This window comes from Paenibacillus sp. FSL E2-0151 (genome assembly GCF_037993015.1).
GTDB lineage: Bacteria > Bacillota > Bacilli > Paenibacillales > Paenibacillaceae > Paenibacillus > Paenibacillus amylolyticus.
Map to the genome: position 1 here is coordinate 5,146,815 of NZ_CP150308.1, position 22,709 is coordinate 5,169,523.

The 22,709-nt window shown below is 46.3% G+C and carries 20 protein-coding genes; 5 read left to right on the top strand and 15 right to left on the bottom strand.

Features of this window, described 5'->3' with window-relative positions; genetic code table 11:
• Positions 1-431 precede the first annotated feature (431 nt).
• Positions 432-2,345, bottom strand: a complete 1,914-nt coding sequence (locus MHI55_RS23020; RefSeq protein WP_340387081.1) for a helix-turn-helix domain-containing protein — start codon at positions 2,343-2,345, stop codon at positions 432-434.
• 228 nt (positions 2,346-2,573) lie between these two features.
• Between MHI55_RS23020 and MHI55_RS23025 the strand changes: the two genes are divergently transcribed.
• Positions 2,574-4,226, top strand: coding sequence for an alkaline phosphatase (locus MHI55_RS23025; protein ID WP_340387083.1), 1,653 nt, complete (start codon positions 2,574-2,576; stop codon positions 4,224-4,226).
• Positions 4,227-4,389: 163 nt separating this feature from the next.
• A complete protein-coding gene (locus tag MHI55_RS23030) occupies positions 4,390-4,755 on the top strand; it encodes a VOC family protein (RefSeq protein ID WP_340387085.1) in 366 nt (121 codons plus the stop codon).
• 118 nt (positions 4,756-4,873) lie between these two features.
• On the opposite strand, the gene MHI55_RS23035 is transcribed toward MHI55_RS23030, so the two are convergent.
• The 4 genes from MHI55_RS23035 to MHI55_RS23050 all read right to left on the bottom strand — a co-directional run bounded on the left by MHI55_RS23035 (position 4,874) and on the right by MHI55_RS23050 (position 10,235).
• On the bottom strand, positions 4,874-6,082 hold the full coding sequence (locus tag MHI55_RS23035) for a GNAT family N-acetyltransferase (protein ID WP_340387087.1): 1,209 nt from the start codon (positions 6,080-6,082) through the stop codon (positions 4,874-4,876).
• Between the two features lie 196 nt (positions 6,083-6,278).
• Positions 6,279-7,757, bottom strand: a complete 1,479-nt coding sequence (locus MHI55_RS23040; protein WP_340387089.1) for a methyl-accepting chemotaxis protein — start codon at positions 7,755-7,757, stop codon at positions 6,279-6,281.
• 303 nt (positions 7,758-8,060) lie between these two features.
• Complete coding sequence (locus tag MHI55_RS23045) at positions 8,061-9,089, bottom strand: pectate lyase (protein WP_235193745.1); 1,029 nt, start codon at positions 9,087-9,089, stop codon at positions 8,061-8,063.
• A gap of 303 nt (positions 9,090-9,392) precedes the next feature.
• Positions 9,393-10,235, bottom strand: a complete 843-nt coding sequence (locus MHI55_RS23050) for an AraC family transcriptional regulator (RefSeq protein WP_340387091.1) — start codon at positions 10,233-10,235, stop codon at positions 9,393-9,395.
• 114 nt (positions 10,236-10,349) lie between these two features.
• On the opposite strand from MHI55_RS23050, the gene MHI55_RS23055 reads away from it, so the two are divergent.
• Positions 10,350-12,335: a beta-galactosidase gene (locus MHI55_RS23055; protein WP_340387093.1), complete on the top strand. Its 1,986-nt coding sequence runs from the start codon at positions 10,350-10,352 to the stop codon at positions 12,333-12,335.
• A 123-nt stretch (positions 12,336-12,458) separates the two neighbouring features.
• On the opposite strand, the gene MHI55_RS23060 is transcribed toward MHI55_RS23055, so the two are convergent.
• The 7 genes from MHI55_RS23060 to MHI55_RS23090 form a co-directional block, all read right to left on the bottom strand.
• A complete protein-coding gene (locus MHI55_RS23060; protein WP_340387095.1) occupies positions 12,459-13,601 on the bottom strand; it encodes a DUF4179 domain-containing protein in 1,143 nt (380 codons plus the stop codon).
• Complete coding sequence (locus MHI55_RS23065; RefSeq protein ID WP_235431599.1) at positions 13,591-14,139, bottom strand: sigma-70 family RNA polymerase sigma factor; 549 nt, start codon at positions 14,137-14,139, stop codon at positions 13,591-13,593. Before MHI55_RS23065 ends, MHI55_RS23060 begins: the two co-directional genes overlap by 11 nt.
• A 172-nt stretch (positions 14,140-14,311) precedes the next feature.
• A complete protein-coding gene (locus tag MHI55_RS23070; protein WP_047843898.1) occupies positions 14,312-14,713 on the bottom strand; it encodes a hypothetical protein in 402 nt (133 codons plus the stop codon).
• A gap of 36 nt (positions 14,714-14,749) precedes the next feature.
• On the bottom strand, positions 14,750-15,076 hold the full coding sequence (locus MHI55_RS23075; RefSeq protein ID WP_047843899.1) for a hypothetical protein: 327 nt from the start codon (positions 15,074-15,076) through the stop codon (positions 14,750-14,752).
• Between the two features lie 14 nt (positions 15,077-15,090).
• Positions 15,091-15,738 (bottom strand): SMI1/KNR4 family protein, encoded by a 648-nt coding sequence (locus tag MHI55_RS23080; protein WP_340387097.1) that lies wholly within the window; start codon positions 15,736-15,738, stop codon positions 15,091-15,093.
• A 28-nt stretch (positions 15,739-15,766) separates the two neighbouring features.
• Positions 15,767-16,447, bottom strand: coding sequence for a hypothetical protein (locus tag MHI55_RS23085; protein ID WP_340387099.1), 681 nt, complete (start codon positions 16,445-16,447; stop codon positions 15,767-15,769).
• Positions 16,448-16,475: 28 nt separating this feature from the next.
• Positions 16,476-16,943, bottom strand: coding sequence for a DUF6386 family protein (locus MHI55_RS23090; protein ID WP_340387101.1), 468 nt, complete (start codon positions 16,941-16,943; stop codon positions 16,476-16,478).
• Between the two features lie 188 nt (positions 16,944-17,131).
• On the opposite strand from MHI55_RS23090, the gene MHI55_RS23095 reads away from it, so the two are divergent.
• Positions 17,132-17,509: a PilZ domain-containing protein gene (locus tag MHI55_RS23095; protein ID WP_036617371.1), complete on the top strand. Its 378-nt coding sequence runs from the start codon at positions 17,132-17,134 to the stop codon at positions 17,507-17,509.
• A gap of 75 nt (positions 17,510-17,584) precedes the next feature.
• Here MHI55_RS23095 and MHI55_RS23100 read toward each other — a convergent pair whose 3' ends face one another.
• Both MHI55_RS23100 and MHI55_RS23105 read right to left on the bottom strand, forming a co-directional pair.
• Entirely contained in the window at positions 17,585-18,928 is a 1,344-nt protein-coding gene (locus MHI55_RS23100) for a uracil/xanthine transporter (RefSeq protein WP_340387103.1), read from the bottom strand.
• 49 nt (positions 18,929-18,977) lie between these two features.
• Positions 18,978-19,565: an ankyrin repeat domain-containing protein gene (locus MHI55_RS23105; RefSeq protein WP_340387106.1), complete on the bottom strand. Its 588-nt coding sequence runs from the start codon at positions 19,563-19,565 to the stop codon at positions 18,978-18,980.
• A 184-nt stretch (positions 19,566-19,749) separates the two neighbouring features.
• Between MHI55_RS23105 and MHI55_RS23110 the strand changes: the two genes are divergently transcribed.
• Positions 19,750-20,652 carry a LysR family transcriptional regulator gene (locus tag MHI55_RS23110; protein ID WP_127550065.1) on the top strand — a complete coding sequence of 301 codons (903 nt, stop codon included), beginning with the start codon at positions 19,750-19,752 and terminating at the stop codon, positions 20,650-20,652.
• A 72-nt stretch (positions 20,653-20,724) separates the two neighbouring features.
• Here MHI55_RS23110 and MHI55_RS23115 read toward each other — a convergent pair whose 3' ends face one another.
• A complete protein-coding gene (locus MHI55_RS23115; RefSeq protein WP_340387108.1) occupies positions 20,725-22,635 on the bottom strand; it encodes a beta-glucoside-specific PTS transporter subunit IIABC in 1,911 nt (636 codons plus the stop codon).
• Positions 22,636-22,709 lie beyond the last annotated feature (74 nt).

Genomic DNA, 22,709 nt, shown 5'->3' on the forward strand with positions numbered 1-22,709 from the left:
TGAGGAATGAGGTTCATTCCATATGAAAATGTAAACGCAATCAATCGTTTGATGAACAAACAACCAACGAATGAACTGACACAGGTATTGCCCTAAACACGGTTACAATCCTGTTGTTATGGTGATGTTAGCACATAATGTAAGCGTTCGCAATATCTTTTTTTAATCGTCAATATATCTCTCTGAATGGGTAACATTAAAAACAAGCTCTGCAAGTTCCATATCATATCGAATCGGAACCTACATTGCTTCGGGTATCTGCCCAGCCAGAAGCCCATAAATATTGAGCATGGCGGTCGCTGTGCCCAGAGGTTGTAAGCTTTAATCATACAGAACCGCCGACATAACAAAACAGGCCATAGGCGCATCCACCTATGAACCTGCTCTGATATAACGTGATTTGCGTCAAATTTGTAGAATGAAATGTTTTTTTATTCCTGTAGCTTGCTCACTTGCTCAATCAGGCTATCCAGCCCCTTGTCGACCAGATAAGGTCCATAATTCCAATAGTTGCGAGAAACATTAATGATCCGATGATTTTTGATCGCAGGAATACTCTGATACACCGGCTCATTGAATAGCTCCATCATCTGCTCCATCTCTTCATCGTCCATCTGAGTGAAGAAGTAGTCTGCAGGTTTATCCGCCAGCTTCTCCAATGAGAGCACGGTTCCACCATCTGCATAGGCTTTGTACTGTTCAGGCATATCAAATCCGAAATCCTGGTATATCAACTTGCCCAATGTGCCGCCTTCTCCCCCAAGTAATACCTCCTTATTGTAGATAACGAAGGACATGGCCGTTGTTCCCGGTTCAATATTGATGTTCAGTTCATCCCGGATCCCATTCAATTTACTTTCGAAAGTAGCAATCCATCGCTCTGCTTCCTCTTTTTTATCCATAATCTCACCCATCGTTCTCAGGGTGTTGATGACATCTGGGTCACCGCCCCAGGCTACCGTAATCGTAGGCGCAATTTTCTCATAGGTGCCGATCACTTCCGTGCTTGTATAATCAGGTACGATGATCAGATCTGGCTCTAGATCCGAGACCACTTCTACGTTCCCCGTTCCTGATCCGATATCCGGTACATTAGCCATCTCTTCCGGGTACAGATCCAGTGTTTCCTTGTTGGCACCCGCTGGCTTCATTCCGAGTGGCAACAAATACCCCCCATATGTGATCACAACCGGTTTGGCAGATTGGGCTGGAATCTCAACCGTTCTCCCCGATGCGTCGGTATACATTTTGGTTACAGGCAGTGAAGCATCTTCATTTGCTGTTGACTGTGGATCAGCTCCTCCCCCGCAAGCTGCTAATAGCAGGGATAAACTAAATAATAAACTGACCGCCAAAGTAGGCTTAAAACGAACATTCAAGTCATTCACGCTCCAAGTGTTGTATTGATAATGATTATCGTTATTATCAATATAGCGTTGTGTGAGTTCTCCAGCAATGAACGATTCAGACTTCTTATTAGTACGATTTGAACCTTTAAACAGATGACTGTGCATTTTATATTGAGCAGGAGTTTCTCCCATCATTCGTTTGAAGATTCGGCTAAAGTAGTACAAATCTTTATATCCAACGCTCTCAGCCACATCACGAATCTGAGCCTCTGTCTCTGTTAGCAATACTTTGGCTTGGTTCATCCGGGTTTGGATGACGTAATCCATCGGACTGCAACCGAATTTTCGCTTGAATACCCGTGCCAGATAATGACTGCTGTAATGAAATTGGGCCGCCATATCCTCCATGGACACGGGATGTGCGTAGTGCTCCTGAATGTATGCTGCAATCTGCTCGGCTAATTCTGGAGGATCAGCTACCTGATCACTCGCCTGCTTCCATTGACGAAACTGTTCGTATACAAACTGATACAACAGTCCTGTAACCTGCAACCTGTCCAATTCTTCGCTGCTTGCCCAGCATTCATGCATTCTCTCCATTATGGGAATTAGCGACAGCGGATATGTTGCTGCAAAATAATACTGCTGCGGGGAAAATTCATACTCTTGTTGTACGTTTTCTACTCTCGACGGGTCGGTACCAGTGGAGCTTGGCTGGGGTTTATATAAAATAAGATAATATTCCAAGGGGAGATCCAGACACTGGATATGTATAGTTGTGCCTTTGCCAACATGCAGAACCTGCGTCTGGTTGGACCTAAGCTTTTCTTTACCCAAATGAACAATGGCTTCTCCTCTGACCATCAGCAAAAAAGCATGGGCTGGCAAAACATACGGCTTAATTGCCTGTCCCGGCTTCAAGACCAGATGACGAATGTCCATGAGCTTCACCTGATTTTTATTCCACCACTGAATGGCTTCTGACCATTCTTTCATTACAAACCACCTCAAAGCCGATCATTAGACGAGGGGCATTCCCTGGCCCGATTTTCTCCTTAACATACAAGAGTGGTCCTCATTTTGTCCAGTTCACCTGAATTCCAGCATCCTTCACTAATCGTAAATTTTACATATAGTTAACCCATTTCATACGTTAGTTTAGCAATTGTTGTATACACTTGGTTTGGGATACCAACTATACATATATTCTAGGAGGATGCATTCATGTTAAACCGGTTTAATGTCCGTGCAGCCAAAATGATGCTCGCGGTGACAACAATTGTTACGGCTACACTCGGAGGAAACAGTGCAGCGTGGGCTGTGGAAGATACCACCTCAACGACATCTGCATCACCGATCAAAAATGTGATCATTCTGATTCCTGACGGTATGGCTAACGATGCTACCGCTCTGGCTCGTTGGTATAAGGGCTCGTCCCTGACGCTGGACTCCATGGCAAGTGGCATGGTTCGGACACACTCCGCCGATGCGCCGATTGCCGACTCAGCTCCTGCCGGAACTGCTTTTGCAACAGGTTATAAATCTCATACCGGATTTGTTGGTGTACTGCCGGACAAGGCTACCATGCCTGGGCAAAAGGCTATTGCGCCTGGAGACGAAAGAAAACCGATCGCTTCTGTACTGGAAGCTTCCAAACTGGCGGGTAAAGCAACTGGCATTATCGCTACATCCGAGATTATGCACGCCACCCCAGCGGACTTCTCCTCTCACTATCCGGACCGTAAAAACTACGATGCACTCAGCAAACAACAAGTCTACAATGGCATGGATTTTGTGTTGGGTGGAGGTAGCAAATATCTTGAGCCAGCCGGACGTAAAGACGGCGAGAATCTGATTTCGTCCATTAAGGCACTGGGTTACGATTACGTCACTACACCAGCTGCAATGAAAGCATCCGATTCGAACAAACTGTGGGGTATGTTTGCACCCGCAGGCATGGCTTATAATATGGACCGTGATCCTGCGAAGCAGCCAAGCCTTGCCGAGATGACATCCAAAGCCATTGAAGTACTGTCCAAAGACAAAGATGGCTTCTTCCTCATGGTCGAAGGCAGTAAAGTGGACTGGGCAGCTCACGCCAATGATCCGATTGGTATTATCAGTGACGTACTGGCTTTTGACGATGCCGTAAAAGTAGCCATGGATTTTGCTAAAGCGGATGGAGAGACTGCCGTTGTGGCTGTTACGGACCATGGTAATGGTGGACTCACCATTGGTAACAACGCAACTTCCGGCACTTATGACAAAGAGCCGTTGTCCACATTTATCGGACCTTTGAAAAAGGCCAAGCTGACAGGCGAGGGCGTTGAAGCGAAGCTGAATGCCAAGCGTACAAACATCAAAGCAGTGATGAAACAATATTATGGCATTATCGATCTTACTTCCGAGGAGATTGCCACCATTAAAGCGGCCGAGCCGGGCAGTCTTAACTATGCAATCGGTCCAATGATCAGCAAACGTGCAGGGATTGGCTGGACAACCGGTGGTCATACAGGTGGAGATGTTGTGCTGTACACGTATGCTCCGAACAATGACCGTCCATTCGGTGTGATTGATAACACGGATGTCGCCAAATATATGGCACGTGTACTGGATCTGGATCTCGACAACGTGAGCAAACAATTGTTTGTACCTGCCAAACAGGCATTTACAGCCAAAGGCGCGACGTACAAGCTGGATCTGACCGACGCCAAAAATCCGAAGATCCTCGTTACAAAAGGAAACACCAAGCTGGAACTGCAAATCTACAAAAATATTGCACTGGTGAACGGCAAAAAGACAACTTTGGAGGGTGTCATTGTGTATAACGGCGTAGAGGCATTTGTACCACAAACGGCCGTTGATCTGATTCAATAATTCGTTAGAACTACTGGAACTACAGGAGATTACACCATTTAGCTGCCGAATATTTCGGCAGCTATTTTATTGTTTACTGATAAGGAGTAGGTTCCTGTTAACACCTATCGTATAATGAACGTAACAAAAATACATATGATGCAAGAAAAAGGAGAGATTCACCATGTTGATCAAATTAAACTGGATTACGCTGAGGGTCAGTAATTTGGAAGCTTCGCTCGGGTTCTATCACGACATGCTCGGACTTACCATTCAGCGCAGATTCGAAAGCCGTGGACGGCAGATTGCCATGCTGGGCATGGAGAATGAAGCCAAACTGGAACTGATTGAGGGCAGTGAATCGATTCTTAAACCTGAGGCCGGCGTGTCGATCGGTTATGAGGTGAACTCGCTGGATGAAGCCATGGAACGACTGGCAGAACTGAATATTCCAATTGTGCGCGGCCCCATCCAGCCCAATCCGCATCTGCGGTTTATTTACATTACAGATCCAGACGGCTTCGAGGTACAACTCGCAGAGCATGTCTAATTAGGCGAGAGCACATAATTGTGCGTATCACGATGATCAGTTGTGTGTGCAAGTGTGCAGTCAAATCAGATGCAAGCTCACACCTACATCGGGCAGCGCAAGCACGTTTTTTGTCTGTTTACAGCTTCATGCGGCGCATCAGCGGCACACCTACGCGATTCAACAACCGATCAAGCAGCAGCCAGCACCAGCGTCTGCCCCATGGAAGGTGGCGCTCATACACAGCCGAATATTCAAAATCCGCCACAGCACCGCGATTGCGCTTGAACTGCGCAGCCCCGGCGCTCTCATGTAACAGATGACCGTTCTCGCGAGCCTGTCCGATCAGACAAGCTGATAACATGCGGTATAGTCCGACGGATTGGGGCACCGCTGTATCGTAACCGAACAGCGGCGTTGTCATAACTCCATTGCGGCAGAAATAACCCATGACCGCGTCCAGGCGCCCTTCCTTCCGCAATCCATAGAGCCTGAGTGTCCCTGATGCCATCGCAGCAGCAATGAACTGCTCGGTGAATTGCGGATTGTGATAGGAGTATTTTTCAAGATATAACAGCTTGTACAGCTCAACGATTCGCGGAATATCTGCATCTGTCATATCTGCTTCGGATACGAGTTCGTAATCGTGCTTGGCCAATAATTCGAAATCCCGCTTCAGCAACCAGCGCGACTTGGAGTTGCCAAAATTCGGATCATGCGCTTGGTACAGGTAGATTTGTCGGCTCGGAATCAATCGACACCCCGCTTCTGGTAGCCTCGCCGTCAGATCGGGATGAAGTCCCGGACACAAGGAGCGAAACACAATGACATGCTCAGGGTACCGATCTTGTACCACTGCAAGCAAACAAGCTGCCTGATCACCAGACATGGCTGGATACAGATTGGTGGACAACAACCAGTTGTTCACATGCACAACTTTGTTGATCTTCGATTGCTTCATTCCCCAACCTATTAGACTGAGCAGCACAGAAAGACCTTTTTCCAACACTGGCTTCTGCAACATGGTCAGTTCCTGCTTGGCGTAACTCACATAATGCGTATATGGCGAACAAACGTAAGCATTATCATACTCTGTATCATTCACCGTCAGCGGAATAACGAGATTATCAATCCGGGCGAGCAACAATGTCGTTTCCACATTGGACATAAAGCTTTGGGTTCCGTCCAGCATCATAGGTTCCAGATAGACTCTGGCATATCTGCCATCCTCCGTATCGGGCCAGTCCATGTCTTTGAACGATTGCTGATCATAAAAACGTACGCGTGCAGCCCTATTATCATTCTTAACCTCATATGTACTGTCATCACAGTCCAATCTATCTTTCATTCCTTTATCCTTCAACCTTCTACTCCCCCATGAGGTTACATCTTCTTTTAACTACCATTTACAGTTTCAGTTCTACGCTCTTCATACTCTACACATCACTGTATAGGAAAAAAATGTCGGCATCAAGCTGTATTCAAGATGAAAAAAGCCCGTCTAGTACGCTAAATACGTACCGACAGGCCCTCAACTATTAATATTAAAGTTTATTCTCAACGGAAGAAACCTGATGATCCGAGACTAACTCATTCAGGTCTACAATCAGTTGCTCCAATTCTCCAAAGCTCTCTACCATCTTCTGTGTCAGGTTACGTTGTTCTTCCATGCTCGCCAGAATCTCTTCTGTCGCTGCACTGGATTGCTCCGTTACACTCGAAATCTCGGAAACTTCATTCACAACTCTGGTGGAAGATTCCTTCATGGTCGCCGAACTAGTCTCGATATCTGTCGCTTGATTCAACACATGCTGAGAGTTGCTGTTGATCGTACGGAATACTTCCTCTGCCGTATGGACGCTATCTCTTCCTTGTTGTAACGATAGACGAATACGTTCGAATCGATCTGTCAGTGCCTGCGTTTGTCCTTTTAATCGAGACAGGATGGTTCCGATATCACTTGCGGACTGACCCGAGTTCTCTGCCAACTTGCGCACTTCCTCTGATACAACGGCAAACCCGCGTCCATGCTCACCCGCACGAGCGGCTTCAATGGCTGCATTAAGCGCGAGCAGGTTGGTCTGACTCGCAATATCCGCTATGCTGTTCAGCATAAGCGTCATGGATTCACTTTCCTCGTTGAACTTTCGCATGTCATTTGCAGTTGTATTAATCGTTTCATATAGATCTTGCATCTGGATGTTTAGCTGGTCCATCTGTGTGCTTCCAGTTTGCGTGCTCGTTGCCATACTTGCGGACAACTCTTTCATCTGCTGCGAATACGAAGCAACGTCCTTGATATGCTGATCCGACATAGATAAGGATTCCGAGATCTCGGCCACACTGGTCGCCTGGAACTCAACACCTTTTGCAACCTCACTGAACCCAAGCGTCACCTCATTGGTGATAGAGCCGGTCGCATTCACTTTTTCCTTCAATTGATCTGTATAACGTGATAGACCTTCGACCGATTCCTTCACACGCTCCAGCATGGTTTCCACTCTTTGCTTAGAATGCTCCACCTCATTCTGGCGTACTTCACTTTCATGGAAGAGCCTTTGATTCAGCTGGGAGACCAGCATCAGAATGGCCCCCGTGAGAGCGAATAGTCCCACATTAACGATATTACCTATTAGCTCAACAGAGTCAACGGTATTCATAACAAATAATTGAAGAACACTGTTGACTAGTAATACCGAAAATCCAACCACAAAAAATTTCTTGTTAGGAAATAACAGTAGAACTGCGGTTATGACCAAACTTAACGCAAAATTGACCGTTCCCCAACCGACATAGACTCCACATATTGTCAGTAATACGGTAATCAGCCATGGAATGAGATGAATATGTTTCTTTTTCGCATTAGCGTATGTAATCCAAACTACAAAGACTAGAGCTACTCCATTGGACACAAGTAACTTCGGCATCGTAAAGGCCAGCCCCATACCAATGGCAATAATAATCCACAAAATGATACCGATTAATTTGTTCCTTTTCCAAATAATTTCGTCCATACGATCCATGCATACCCCGTCCTTTTATGTAGGTTAAATGTAAGTTGTAGGGCCTTTCTGTACTACATCTAGTAGTCTTTGGTCCTGCTTATGTGCAAATCGCAAATACGCAGCGCCTTAGCATAGTACATATTAACTTCATAAGTATGAAACCAGCGCTACTTTATGTATATCGGTATTCAACATTTAAAATGAATATGAAATGTAAAATGATATGTAAGCATATCATTTTACAAATAAAAAAAGGCCTGTCTTATGCGTTGTGACGCACAAGACAGGCCTTTTTGGTCATGAATCGATGTGTAGCAGCTCTTACTTTCCGAATACAAGTGTTGTATTGGAGGAGCCTGCATACTTGGTGACGAACTCACGCGCGTAGCTGGCACTTTCTACCTGATAACTGTAATTGGAGCTTGGTCTCCAGTTCGTTTTAGGAGAAATCGGACTATTAAGCGCTGGTGTACTGCCCGTATCCGTAAACTCACCTTTTCCTTTGTCATCCAGGATGCCTCCCTTTTCAGCGCCAGCACCAAAGTAGTTGTTTTCGGAATAAATCCGTGCTTTTTCACCAATTGTGATGGCCTGATTAAAGTTGTTTGCATAATTGTTTTTGAGATGGAAGTAACCATATCTTAAAAGCCCAGGACCACGTACATATAAATTTTCGAAGTAATTGTTGGACATCGTCACATGAGGTACGCCATTGTAACTGCTGTTACCATCATTTGGATGACCGAGGATGACGCCATACTTATGGTTCGCAAATTTGGAATTGCTAATCGTAATATAGTCGGCGCGATCGCCAATATACAGAAGTTTGTCCAGATCACTACCGCCAGAGCTGTAACTGTGACCAGCAAACGTCACATGATCAATCCAGTAATTGGAGCCTGAAGTGATATACATCTGGATATCATCATTGGCATTAATATTGGAAGCGTGTTCAAAAGTCAGATTCTGAAAAATCACATTGCTTGAACTACTTGTGGATCTGAAATGAATATTCGTTAATGTATGTTTGCCAAAGGAACCTACAAGTGTCTTGTTCGCTCCAAATTCAACCTTTTGCAGTGTAGAGGAAGAAATATTCTGTTCAACGACGACAATCTTGGCTGTAGAGCCTGCCATATGTGTTCTCAAGTCATTGAGATTACTAACGTAAACCACCTGACCGTTCTTGCCACCTGTCGTAGCTGACTTGGATACACCATTTTCATTCTTGGCACTGCCTGCAAAACCAGTCAACCCGTTCGTACCTGTGTTCGGATAGCTGGCCGCACCATATGTAGACGGGGCTGTGGAGACAGTTAATAACAATAGAGTTACAGCGAGTAAAAGCATCGAAAATTTCTTCAAAATTTCACCATCCTTTATAATATTATCCTCTAAGACAACTCGATTATATCGTGTAACTTTGGCTGTGACAATACAAAAATTGCAAAAAGACAACAATTATCATTTTTATGCAACAGCAGATCAGATATAGTGAAAAAACGTAAAACCAGGCCATTCTTTCACACAAAACAGAGCCGCTAATTAGCGGCTCTATTAACGAGTACTATGTGATCCAACTTGGAACTGATCCACCCCCGGATCAATTCCTAAAGCCTCTGACAAAAAACATCGCTTGCGGATAATAATATGTTACGACTTCTGATAGCTGCGGCGGAACGCGCCAGGTGTAAGTCGTTCCAGCTTCTTGAAGATGGCTCCATAATAGCTGGTCGATTCGAAACCGACTTGACGAGCAATATCCTCCATACCCCGTTGCACATTATCGAGCAGCAGTTCCTTACTCTTGTTGACTCTTACCTGATTAACATAACTGATGGGACGAATACCTGTCGTTTTCTTAAACAAATGACAGAAATATTCTGGTGTGACACAGATCAATCCAGCCAGCGTTGGCAAAGTGATCTCTTCAGCATAATGCTGTTCAATATAGTCCAGAACCGGTTTTAATCGCTCATACTGCTGCCCGACCGTATCGCTGCCCTCAACAGATACGCGTTGAATAATCTCTGTCAATAAGGTATAGAGAATGGCGGAGCAGGCGTAATTGCTTAATGTCTGCTCTTGTGGTGTTAAGGCAGCTTGCAGCAACTCCCGCATTCGGGATAGAAGGTATTCAGGTTGTGCAAGCGTGTATACGCATGTGTCGACAATGCCAACGGTTTCAAACAAGCTTGCTGTCCCGTTGCCATCGAAAATGATCCAGTCGACTTCCCAACTGCCGGATAGCGCATAGTATTCGTGCTTCTGTCCAGGGAATAACAGCATGCCCATACCTGGCTTGACAATATGTTCCGTTTCACTGAGCTTGAGCTTACCCACACCGCTGCGGCATTGTATCCACTGATAATCCTCAATGCCTTGGTCTCGGCGGATATGCTCCTGTTCATGATGCAGGCCGATGCCAAGTAAATAAAAAGGGAGCAGCTTGTCTCGGGAAGATAACACCGGAAAATTACGATTGGGATGAGGCATACGGCTAACTCTCCTAATCTTAATATTGTTATATCATATTAATTATTTAAGATATTCACTCGAATTAATATAACATATAATCGCAATATATTGATAAATAAAGGAGATCACAGGATGACAATTAAGATCGGAATTGATTATTATCCAGAGCAATGGACCCCGGAGTTATGGGAGAAAGATGCCATACTTATGCAACAGACAGGGGTTGCAGTTGTGCGAATGGCGGAGTTCGCCTGGAGCCGAATGGAACCGACTGAGGGTAATTATCAGTTTGAATGGCTGGATGCGGCCATAGAAGTATTCGCTTCGCGTGGTATGGAAATTGTGTTATGCACTCCCACCAATACCCCGCCAAACTGGATGACAACCCGTTATCCGGATGTGCTACCCATGGATGAACAACGCCACATCATTCGGCCAGGTGTGCGTGGACATCGTTGCAACAACAGCCCTTCCTTGAGAATGCTGGGCTCCAAATTTGTGGAAGCGATATCACAGCGCTACGGTAAGCATCCCGCCGTTATTGGCTGGCAAATCGATAACGAGATGCACTACCAGGAATGCCATTGTGATACATGTAATCGTTCGTTTGTCGCTTGGCTGCAAAAGCGTTATTCCAATCTGGAGGAGTTGAACCGGGAGTGGGGTACGGTCGTCTGGAGTGGTGAGTACAGCAGCTGGGCTGAGGTAACAACGCCACTCGGTGCCAGCAAACCGATGAATCCTTCCTATCTTCTGGAGTACAAGCGATTTTGTTCTGACAGCGTAGGCTATCTGCTGGGATGGCAGCTTGAGATTTTACGCCGTAACTGTCCAGGCCAATTTGTGACGCATAACATGTGGCAATATCCGAATAGCCTGGACTATTATGATATGCACAACGAATTGGACTTCGTCTCTGTTGATTATTATCCGAATGAGCTGTATCGCGATTATGGCGATCGGTTTCCGAGGAATGGAGCGCTTACGCTGGACTTGGTTCGCGGCATCAAACGCCGGAATTTCTGGGTAATGGAACAACTCAGCGGGGCACAGGGCGCCTGGATGCCGATTCAGCGCACGCCCTATCCTGGACTGATCCGAGCTCGCTCCTGGCAGACAATCGCTCGCGGTGCGGATATGGTTGTCCATTTCCGCTGGCGGAGTGCTACCGTCGGAGCGGAACAGTTCTGGCATGGGCTGATCGACCACAGCAATGTTCCTGGACGCAGGTTCAGGGAGTTCGCGGAGCTTACTCGCGAGGTGAACCAGTTAGGAGAACTCTTGGCCGACTCAACCATTGTTACCCAGGTTGCTATTCTGCATTCGCATGATCAGCACACAGCGCTTTCCCTTCAGCCGCAGGCGGAAGGGGGAATGCACTACTTAGACAACTTGTCCTCTATGCATAATGCATTTCTGAAAATGGGCGTCGGTACAGACGTTATCAACTGGACTGAGGAGCTCGATGGATACAAGCTGGTCATTGTCCCTTCCCTCTTCCTGTTAAGTGAAGAAGTAGCACAGCGGCTGGAGCGATTCGCAGCCAAGGGTGGTACGGTTGTCCTTACCAATCGGACTGGCGTGAAGAACATGAGGAATGTATGTGAGATGTTGCCTCTGCCGGGGCTACTGGGTGAAGCGGCGGGTGTTGTCGTAAGTGAATATGATGCCATCGGCAACAGTGAGCATCGGATACGGAACGCGGAGGGCAAGACTTTCGCTGCGAAGCAATGGTGTGATCTACTGGAACTGCGAGGTGCAGAGCCGATCGCCTGGTTTGACAACGACTTTTACGAGGGTGTACCGGCGGTTACTATCAATAAGTTTGGTGAAGGTGAAGTGTATTATGTCGGCACTTGGCCGGAGCCATCGTATTTCTATCAGTTGTTTGAAGGCATATTGAAGGAAAAGGATTTGGCGCCCAAAATCCAGTTGCCGGAAGGTGTCGAGCTGTCGATTCGAACGAAGGGGGAGCAAAACTTCCTGTTTCTGATCAATTTGACGAATGAGCAACGAGAGATTACGCTGGACGTTCCTTATCGCAGCTTGTTGACCAGCGAGAGGTTGGATCAGAAGTTGACCCTTCCAGCTCTGGGAGTAGATATTCTAACTGTATAAGATCAGCAGCTTGTCATATTTAAGAAGGGATGTCTCACAAGGCTTACGACCTTGCGGGACATCCCTTCACTTACTTCACTAACGTCTACCAATTCGAATAAGAGTTATTCCAGTTAGTTCATCTTATTTGATTTTGATTTTCAGTTCATCCTTCTTGGCTTCTTGTAAATCATCGTAGACCTTATCTGGTTTGCCACGAAGTATTAATATCATTGACTCCGGATTGTCCAGCAGATTGCTGCTGAAAGAATACATCATTCCGTCTTCCGTTCCGCTCCCGCCTACCATGGATAACTTGGTCTGCTTCCCATTCCTGGAGATCGAAATGATTTCGATAGGCCGAACAATCTCGTTGAGCGACAACTTCGTTTTGTAGTCCATCTCTTGATCAGGTGCATGGACAAATTTGACCCGCGTTACTAGCGGAGACATCTCCACCTCCGACAATAAGACCTCATAGCCTCCAACGGTAAAGGTCCGATTAACGTTGATGATTTCCGTTTTGGGGATAGAGAATTTGGGATCCAGTGCAAAAGAAAGATTCATTTTTTTGGAATATTTATATTTCCGTTCCTTTTCCCCTTTTTCTGAATTTCCCACCACATCTGGAACAACGGAAGAAAGCTGGAACTGAAGATTCACTTGCTCAGGGACCGGTTTATTTCGATTACGCTCAATTGTATTCCGGCCATAAATGGTATGCTTATCCTTCGAAAAATGCATACCTCCTATATTTCCGTTATCAAGGACATAACCTGTTCTTGCATCCGTCATCTTGGTATTGACTATCGAATAAATCTCTTGCGAAGCATCCGTTCTGGCGGTATACAATACCGTTATCCTGTTCTCATCTGCCAGAACCGCATTCACGGTAAACTGATATATGCCCGATGTAACCGTCCGATCCACGAGTTGCACATAATCATGATTTAGCGTTGAAGTAATCGTGGCACTATCCATATCCGAAGTTAGCAGGCCACGAAAGGGCTCTAGTACACCCCAATGGGTGACAGGCTCAGTATATGTTGCCGGTTGTTGCCCATAGTTTCCAAGCGGGCCCGTAAGAAACCAACCTGCAGCAAGGACCGTGACCAGCACTGCCGTAATCCATTTGACACGAACGATCCTACCTGATCGTCTTGTTCTGGCCTTTGCGATACCACGTTGAATCGCAGCAGTCGTGTCCGCCGGATTCCACTGCTGTTTCTCTCTTTTCACCTGATATGCGTCTGCAAGAAGTGCTTTCTCCTCCGGGTTAGTGGTCATGCCAATCCCTCCTGTTCTTCATCAACTTGCGCAACTGCTGGAGTCCCTTGTGCTGCCAGGTCTTGATCGTCCCTTCTGGTTTGCCAAGGATCGAGGCAATATCCGTCAGTGTCATGTCGTTATAATATTTCAGCAGTAGTACATGGCGATATTTCGGTTTCACCTTTTGCAAAAGAGATTCCATAGCGATTCGATTATCGTCAACACTAATCATCCAAGATGCCGGAATGCTGTCCTCCATATCCTCCTTCGCCAGAGGTGTCGCCCGCTTGCGGCGCCTCTGTTCATCGATGCAGACATAGATGAGAATCCGAATGATCCACGACTTGAACGCCTTCTCATTATTCAGCGTACGACGTTTGATCCAAGCCCGGCACGTCATCTCCTGCACAGCTTCCAGCGCATCTTGCCGGTTACGCAGGTAGCTATAGGCAATAGAAATGAGCGTATCTTGATGTTCCATAATGGATTGCACAAATGCCGTCTCGTCTTCGGTCTGCACATAGATCCTCTGGTTTATCTCTGCTTTTGTTTCCACCCCGCATCCCTCCTTCTCTCTCTTTCTGTGGTATAAGACGGGTGAGTGAAGCAAACGGTTTTTATTCATCAAAAAAAGCTCCGCCATCATCATGAGGGAGCTTGATTACATAGCACTTCTGCCGCAGGTATACTGAATTACGTACACGCATGACAATCCAAGATCAACTAACTTACAAGTTGCCGGTAACTTCGATCCCGTCAGCCAATTGCAGATGGTTCCTCACCCAAGCTGTGAACTGATTCAAAAACATCCGGAATTCCGGCTCTGCAACCACCTGTTGATCCAACTCTGATAAAATCCCCACCCACACTTCCTTTGTAATCGGATTCTCCCAGCAGGGATCAAATGTCTTCATCTCTTCTCCAGTTCGCGGGTCAGTTAAGGGAAATGCGCGATCCAATGCAGGACGAATGTAGTCAAAGTCTTCATTATATATGAACAGCATGTCTTCCATCTCTACTTCAACCGATTCTTCTATGTATAAAGGGGATAAAACAAAACCCACATTCCGCTGTGGACCTTGATACTGATAGATGAGCGCAGGAATTGTTTTCTTTGATTTTTTAGCCATATATGCTCCTCCTGTTTCAGGCAAATCTTCTACCGATCAGAGTTCAAACCAGATTAATCCACCACCAACCTGCCTGCCTTCTTGCTCCATCTGTTGCATCCAGCTCCGCCCCTCTTCACCCCAGATATGGAACAAACAGTAGATATACAATTCCCCATCCACAATCTCTTCTAAACCAGAGGCCTCTTCTATGCACACTTCAAGAGCTATAGGCCAGGAAGGATCTTCACGTTCCAATACAAAGCCTTTGGTTTGGTGTTCCAAACTATACATGTCGGTAAACGTTAATGCACCTGCCAGACGCTTCACAACTTCAGGTAAAATCACAGGCTCTGTTGCTCTGATTCCATATTCCCAGCCCATATGTACAACCTCCTTCAGACTTCGTTCGCTCCAGATTGTTGCTTTTGTTCATGCATTTGATGGATCGAACGATCCAACCACAACTCGTACCAGTCCAGAAAATGTAATCGATTCGTATTGCCCCAATACTGATCAGGATAGATTCCATTGCGGTTAGCCCGGTCATCAACCCAGATCTCTCCGTAGGAGGCTCCCTTAACAATCAGATTCATGGAGATGCCACAGCCAAAATCACTGATGCGCAGCATGCCTGCCGACCATTTTGGATCAAAATATTCATGTTCCAGCGCTTCCCATTCCTCTTCTTCCTTGCTATCATCGAACCAGTCATAGTTCCAGTTCCATGCTTCCGTGAATTGGAAAGGGTCCGAGATCGCATTCAGCTCATCATTATAACCCAGCACAGCGTATACGCCGTCATCCGGGTTTTCCAGACCATAATAAGGTCCTGTACCACCCGTTCCCATATGAAGAAGCCATACCTTATAGTCCTCCGGCAACTCAATTCGCCATTTCTGTTCAAATTGCGTAATATCCTCCTGTGTCCATACAGGTACCATCTCATATTCATGGTTTTCTGCGCCAAACAGCTCCAGATCCGGGTCCAGACTTCGGAGAGTGATCAACTTTTCACGCATACGCTCCAGTTGCACTTTGTACATGGCTTCCCTACCTCCCTTCTTTACTCTGTTAAGTTTGTTCGACGGGGTACCCGCGTTGCTGCAACTCACCCAGTGTGGCTGCCACATCTCGCTCAGGACACAACTGCTTAATCAGTCTGGCGGTCACCGGTTTTCCTTCATATACTTCAGCTACGGCTTCCAACGGCAGATCCGGCAAGTCATAGTACCCTTTGGCCCAATCAGCGTAATCTTCCGAGTTTTTTTCCAAATATCCCAGTAAAAATTCTGCGCCACCTCTGGCGTCCGCTTTGTCTTCCTTGGCCATCGCCATCTGAATCCAGTTACCAACCTTCCATGGCAAGTCGTTCCCTTCCTGCCATAGGCAAAAGGTCACATCCTCCATATCCAACGTTTCCTCATGATCTCGCAGTACAGCCATCAAGGCCTCCGGCACTTCATCGTACATGCCCGGATAGATTTCTCCGTCCTCACGAGCATGTGGGCTCAAGGGTGACTCATGATCAAATCCTTTGATCAACGTGCCTGAGTTCGTAAACAAGACATGCAGATGATCACCTGCGCCGTTATTGATGTTTCCCCATGCCAGACCTGGCTGAATTTTATCTTCATAATGATGAACGCGTAGCCATTCTTCCTCCGAAAAAATGATATCCAAAGCAGTGAGTATTCTCATCCGTTTACGCAGGGCATCTGCATTCATCATCGTTATCTCGTTCCATTCCTGCATATGAATCCCTCCTGTTCGTATATGTACACTATATCCGGATTAATTCATCCAGCGTGTTATTTCCCTGAATACTTGGTGTCATGACAATGGTGATCCGACTGGCTTCTCTGGAGACGATACACGCATAATTTCCCGGCTTTAACTGAAACAGAACCCCTTCACACGTCTCATCCGGCTCCAATTCACCGCCAGTGACATCATCCGCCGCTCCCAGATAGACGTGCCCAGACGGAACTTGCAGATGATACACCTTTTCCCGTTCCGCTGCGTGATCTGGATCTGAATCCTCATCCACATCCTCCAGGCTCCATTCCACCTCATACACTCCATCCGCACCCAGATTCAAGAACAGACAATGACCTGTATTCACCTCAGCCAGCTCATCCACTGGAATGGACCACCAGTCCGAAGTATCCTCAAGCCGATGTTTTAACGCTGCCAGATCATACAGGCACAATGTTGCCGTATCTGTAACCATTTGAAATGTTCCTCTCATATTCACCCGTCCCTTCTGTCTGATCCAAGTCTGACCTCAGAAATATATTCCATCATTATATCAAGCCTGATACACGTGTAAAAGGAACCCACGGACCATCTCTGCTTGCGCAACTCTTCATTTCTCGCTCCAAATGGTCGATATAAGCATAACTGACTTTTTTTGAACCTGATGGAGGAAGCCAAGCCATGTCAATTAACAATAGAAAAGAACCCTTTCGATACACATTGAAGGAACCGATCCACTTTGAGATCTATATTCTCAGCATCAACGGGGTTAACGCACCAGCCAAGCCCATTCAGGCTGAACTCTGTGACATCAGTCGATCCGGCTGTCAGCTGTCATTTCCGCTATCCCTTCCTGTAGAGAATAACGATATTCGGATTGGAATGAATATGCTGCTTTTTGAAGACCCTCTATATATGGAAGGCACTCTCCGCTGGGGTCAAGAAAAAAATACCTCATGGCACTATGGGGTTCAACTCGAAATGCAGGATGGGAACCAGGACCGCCTCTCTAGAGAGATGCGAATGCTTGCAGGACAAGGCAAAATCATTGTGAAATAGTTAAATAGCCTTAAAACCTGTAACAAAAACCAAAAAACAGCCCAATCAAATTGGACTGTCGCAAGATGAAACTCTTTATGCCGCTTTACTAACTGTCGCTGGTTGTTCCATTTTGGACCAGTTCACGGTTTTTTCAAGAACCAGTGAAACCAATACCCCTATGACGAGACCATTACTTATGATCGGAATGAGGTACATGGGCAAAGTTTGAAAGGCCTCCGCAGGAATATTCATGACCGCAACTCCCGTGAGGACCGGCAACGCTACACGATAGATCGTTTTAGAATTAAACGTCGTACCTTCAAGCGTTCTAAGTGCCGTGCCAAACATCTGAAGATAAGCCACGAACAAAACCGCACTGCCGACGCTTGGTGGTATTTGTGCAAAAAATGCTGTCACTGAAGGTGTAAGACCTATCACACATAACATCCCCGCTCCAATAATCAAGGCAGCACGACGCAGAATGCGAGTACTCTCCAGGAACCCGATCGATGATGCAAATAAACCAAAGGGCAGCACACCTACACAGGCTGACAACATCGTGAACAGACCCGTTAGCGCATAGGAATGCCTATACTGACGACTTGTTGTTTCTGTCCGGTATAGTTTCTCAACTGTGCTTAATGTGGTGATCGAATTCGTCATGTTCACCAGTCCCACGAAAAATGCAGTAATGACAATACCCGGTTCCCATCTGGGCGCTCCCCACGGAAACAGTTCGAGACCAGCCGGGGCCTGATTCGGCTGTCCGCTATGTTGTCCAGGAAACAATAGACTATAAGCGATCCAGCCTGCCACAATCCCAATCAGGATCGCGTAGTTCCCCAGCTTCCCCCTGCCCTTTAATTGAATCCATGCCACCAAAAATGCAATGACAACGGACAATGCGGCAACAGGCAGATCGAATCGACCAAACTCCGTATATCCAATCATACCTTTGAAAAAATTCATGGTTAATTGAATCGTCATTAAGAACAACATGGCACTCTTCACCATAGGTGTGGACAGCTTTTGCAGCACTTGCGCTGCTCCCAGCCAACCCAGAATCACCATCGTTAATCCCGCTAACAAAAAACCTGCAGCCAGTCCACCGCCAATACGCTCCAGACTCATACCGGCCGATGAAGCAGATACCGTCAAACTTAGCGTCAATCCCCACCATAACCCTGACGGACCATCCATAATCGCATATCGATGACCAAATACGGCTTGAAGAATACACACTGCTCCGGTAAGGATAAATGCGTGCTGCATGGAGGTAGCGATGGCATCCGGAGACAGATGAAAATTATGTCCAATGGATAGCGGAACAACAACGGTATTGGTAAACAGGAAGAAAAACCACTGTATACCTGCCAAAATCAGTGAAGATACGTCCTTCATATTCTTTTGTAAAAAATGCTCTTGATGTCTGTTCATTCGTTTGGAATATCCTTTCACTGTTCTGTATCATAAATGTATAGCCTTTTCAGACTTGGGTTAATAGTCGTTCCATCTCGGCATACCGATGCCGGCTCGCATGTGCAAGCGGTGTAATCCCGTCCCGATCCGCAATCTTTGGATCTGCACCATATTGTAAAAGCAAGACAACAATCTGCTGCTGACGCGGCCCACCATCTCCCAAAATGACCGCTTCCAGCAAGGCTGTCCACCCCAGGTTGTTGATATGGTTCACATCCACATCACTGCGTGTCAGCAGAAGCTCCACAATGTCCACATGGCCCCGATCCGCTGCTGGGATAAGAGCTGTGCCGCCAAAACGATTTGTTAACCTCGTATCTGCACCTGCTGTAATCGCCAATTCGACCATGTCATACATACCCTCAGCACTCGCGTATAACAGCAGGTTGTCCAATCGTGCATCCCGAAGATTAATGTCGGCTCCGGCGTCCACTAACATCCTTGCCGTGTCTATCTTGTTACCGTGCACCGCTGCCAGCAGAGGTGTCCGCCCCAATGTATCCCGTTCGTTCAACCGGTTACCCTGTTGTGTGATAAATCGAATGACCTCATCGGTATGGCCCGCTTGAGCAGCATCATGTATTGTTCTAACCACGTTGTTTTATCCTCCAATTCAAGGTCTTTCTCATGCAGTAATATTCATATAGAAACCAAACCCTGTTAGTCAGGTATGCAAATCTAATGTATGGTAACATAAGATCGTAGTATATTAAAAATACATGTTTTGTTGCCTTTCCATATGAATTACATATACATTGCAGGCGAAGGAGAACAACCACTTGGATATCAAACAATGTCGCTATTTCATTGCCATTGCTGAGGAGAAACAGATTACAGCCGCAGCTCGAAGACTGCACATGGCTCAGCCACCCTTAAGTCAGCAGCTAAAGTTAATGGAGGAAGAGCTTGGCGTAATTTTGTTTGAACGCAAAGGACGTATGATGGAATTAACGCAGGCGGGTCTCAGCTTCTATGATTATGCGGTTACCTTGACCAAATATATGGAGGAAGCTGTAATGGAGATGCAAAGTTTCCGTCACGGCATACGGGGCAAACTCGCCATCGGCATCAATACCATATCGGATCGCCTGATCCCGCAAGCACTGCAACAGTTTCGCACCACCCACCCACAGGTTACCTATAAAATTCAACAAAATGAATCTGCGCAATTATGCCGATTGCTGGAAGATGGCAAAGTTGAACTTGCCTGTGTACGCATGCCTGTCCAGACTGAACGTTATGAGGTGCTGCATCTGCCACAGGAACCCCTTTTCTACATTTCTTCAACACCGCTCGATAGTCCGACAGAGATGGGACCAGGAGTGGAGATGGGGACTTATTTTGAGCAGCTTACAGGTATCCCTCTACTGCTTCCAAGCACAGAAGGACTCGGTATGTTCGAGCTAATTTTGGACAAGTTTCGGGAGCATCAGGTTACCCCCTCCATCATGGGTGAGTGCTCAGACATTAATATGTTACTCGAGCTGGTCCGACTCGGCTTCGCCAGTTCCATCGTGCCTCACACGGTACTACAGCTATATCACGAGCACCCATTCCACGTATATCGCATCCAGGATCAGCATTCCACGGTCGGTTCGGCGCTGGTCTGGCTGCAGAACCGTTATCTGTCCAAGCCTGCACAACACTTTGTGCAACTGGTGCAGGGTATGCTTCCCGTGTAAAAGGCTATAAGCAAAAAAAACAGCAGCTTTACCGGATTACATTCCAGTGAAGCTGCTGTTTCATTTTTATGGTTAAGCTTTAGCTGTGAACAACAAGTCTTTTTCTTTGATCGTAGTGCGACCAGCAGACTCAATCGACTCATACTGATGCATATTTGTAATAATGACTGGTGTAATCGTTGTGTAACCGGCTTTTTCGATCTGTTCCCGGTCAAACTCCATCAGTACATCACCTACAGCAACCTTCGCACCTGCTTGAACTTTAGGAGAGAAGAATTGACCTTTCAGCTTCACGGTATCAATCCCGATATGAATCAACATCTCTGCGCCTGTATCACTTACCAGACCAATGGCATGTCCACTCTTCGATAACGAGAACACGGTTCCGTTGATCGGAGATACGACGCGACCTTCAGATGGTTGAATCGCGAATCCTTTACCCATAATCTCTTCAGAGAACGCAGGGTCTGGCACTTCGCTCAGCGGTTTAACTTCACCTGTGATCGGGCTGAATACTTGCTCATCTTGTGCTTTTGCTTCTTCAGTTACAGCAGCAGAAGTTGTTGCTGCTGGTGTTGCCGGCTCAGCTGCTGGTGCAGCTACTGGCTCCGATACATTTTCTTCTTGGAAGCCCAAGATATACGTAATGATTGCTGCCGCTACGATGGCAATCAAACCACCAACCAAAGCATAAATCAATGTGCTAATTGCTGGACTGACAAATGCCGCAATACTCGGCAGACCTGCAAGTCCTGTAATAACATACGATTTAACATTGAAGATTCCCATGAATGCACCAGCAATAGCACCCCCGCTGAGAGCTGCGATAAATGGTTTTTTGAACTTCATGTTGATACCATACATCGCTGGTTCCGTGATCCCCATAATAGCCGTAAGACCTGTGGAATAGGCCAGGGATTTGGTTTTGCTATTTCTCGATCTGAGACCTACACCAAATGCTGCACCACCTTGTGCCAAGTTAGCTGCAAACATCAGTGGAATAATAAAGTCGTAACCCAGTGTTGTCATTGAACCAACAACGATTGGCAGCAACGCATAGTGCATACCTGTAATGATCAGCAGTGACATCGTACCACCAATCAGGATACTTGCGAAGATGGACATGTTATCGAACAACCATGAAATACCACCGGACAAACCATTACCAAGAACCGTACCCAATGGACCTACTGTCATCAACGTCAGTGGAACCATAATTAACAAGGTAACTGTTGGAACAATGAGTAACTTAAGTGAAGCATGTATAACACGATCAACGGCTTTCTCTACATATGAAGCAATCCAAACGGCCAGAACAATTGGAATAACTGTAGAAGAATACGTTGCCGCTATGACTGTAATCCCCATAAAGGATGAGTTATGACCATCGGCCAGCAATGCTGTAATGGTCGGGTGCATAATGCCCGCAGCAAGCGCCGCGGCAATATACATATTACTACCCAGCTTACGTGCAGCACTGATCGCCAGAATGATTGGCAGGAAGTAGAAGGCACCGTCACCAATTGCCGACAAAATGATATAGGTTGAACTAGTATCGGACAACCATCCAAGTGCGACAAGGATAGCCACGATCCCTTTGATCATACCTGCACCCGTAATTGCAGGCAGGATTGGTGTAAACATACCTGAGATGAAGTCGAACAGCGCACTTATTGGATTTCTCTTTTTCTTCTCCCCAGTTGAAGCGCTTGAGGTTGCATTATCTGCGTTTGGTGATTTGGACATGTTGCCAACGAGTGCGTTATACACGATAGGCACATCGTTACCGATGATAACCTGGAACTGTCCACCGTTCTCCATAACGCCCATAACGCCTGGTGTATTTTTCAGCGTCGCTTTGTCCGCTTTTTGGTTGTCATTCAGGTTAAATCTGAGTCTTGTCATACAGTGTGTGACTTGATCGATATTCTCTTCGCCACCAACAAGCTTCAAAATATCCTTGGACAATTGTTGTTTATCCATTGTGTTTTGCTCCTTTTATGTGTAATGAAGGTTAAAAAAAAACCTAAACACTGAATAATGACAAAGCAGAAAAG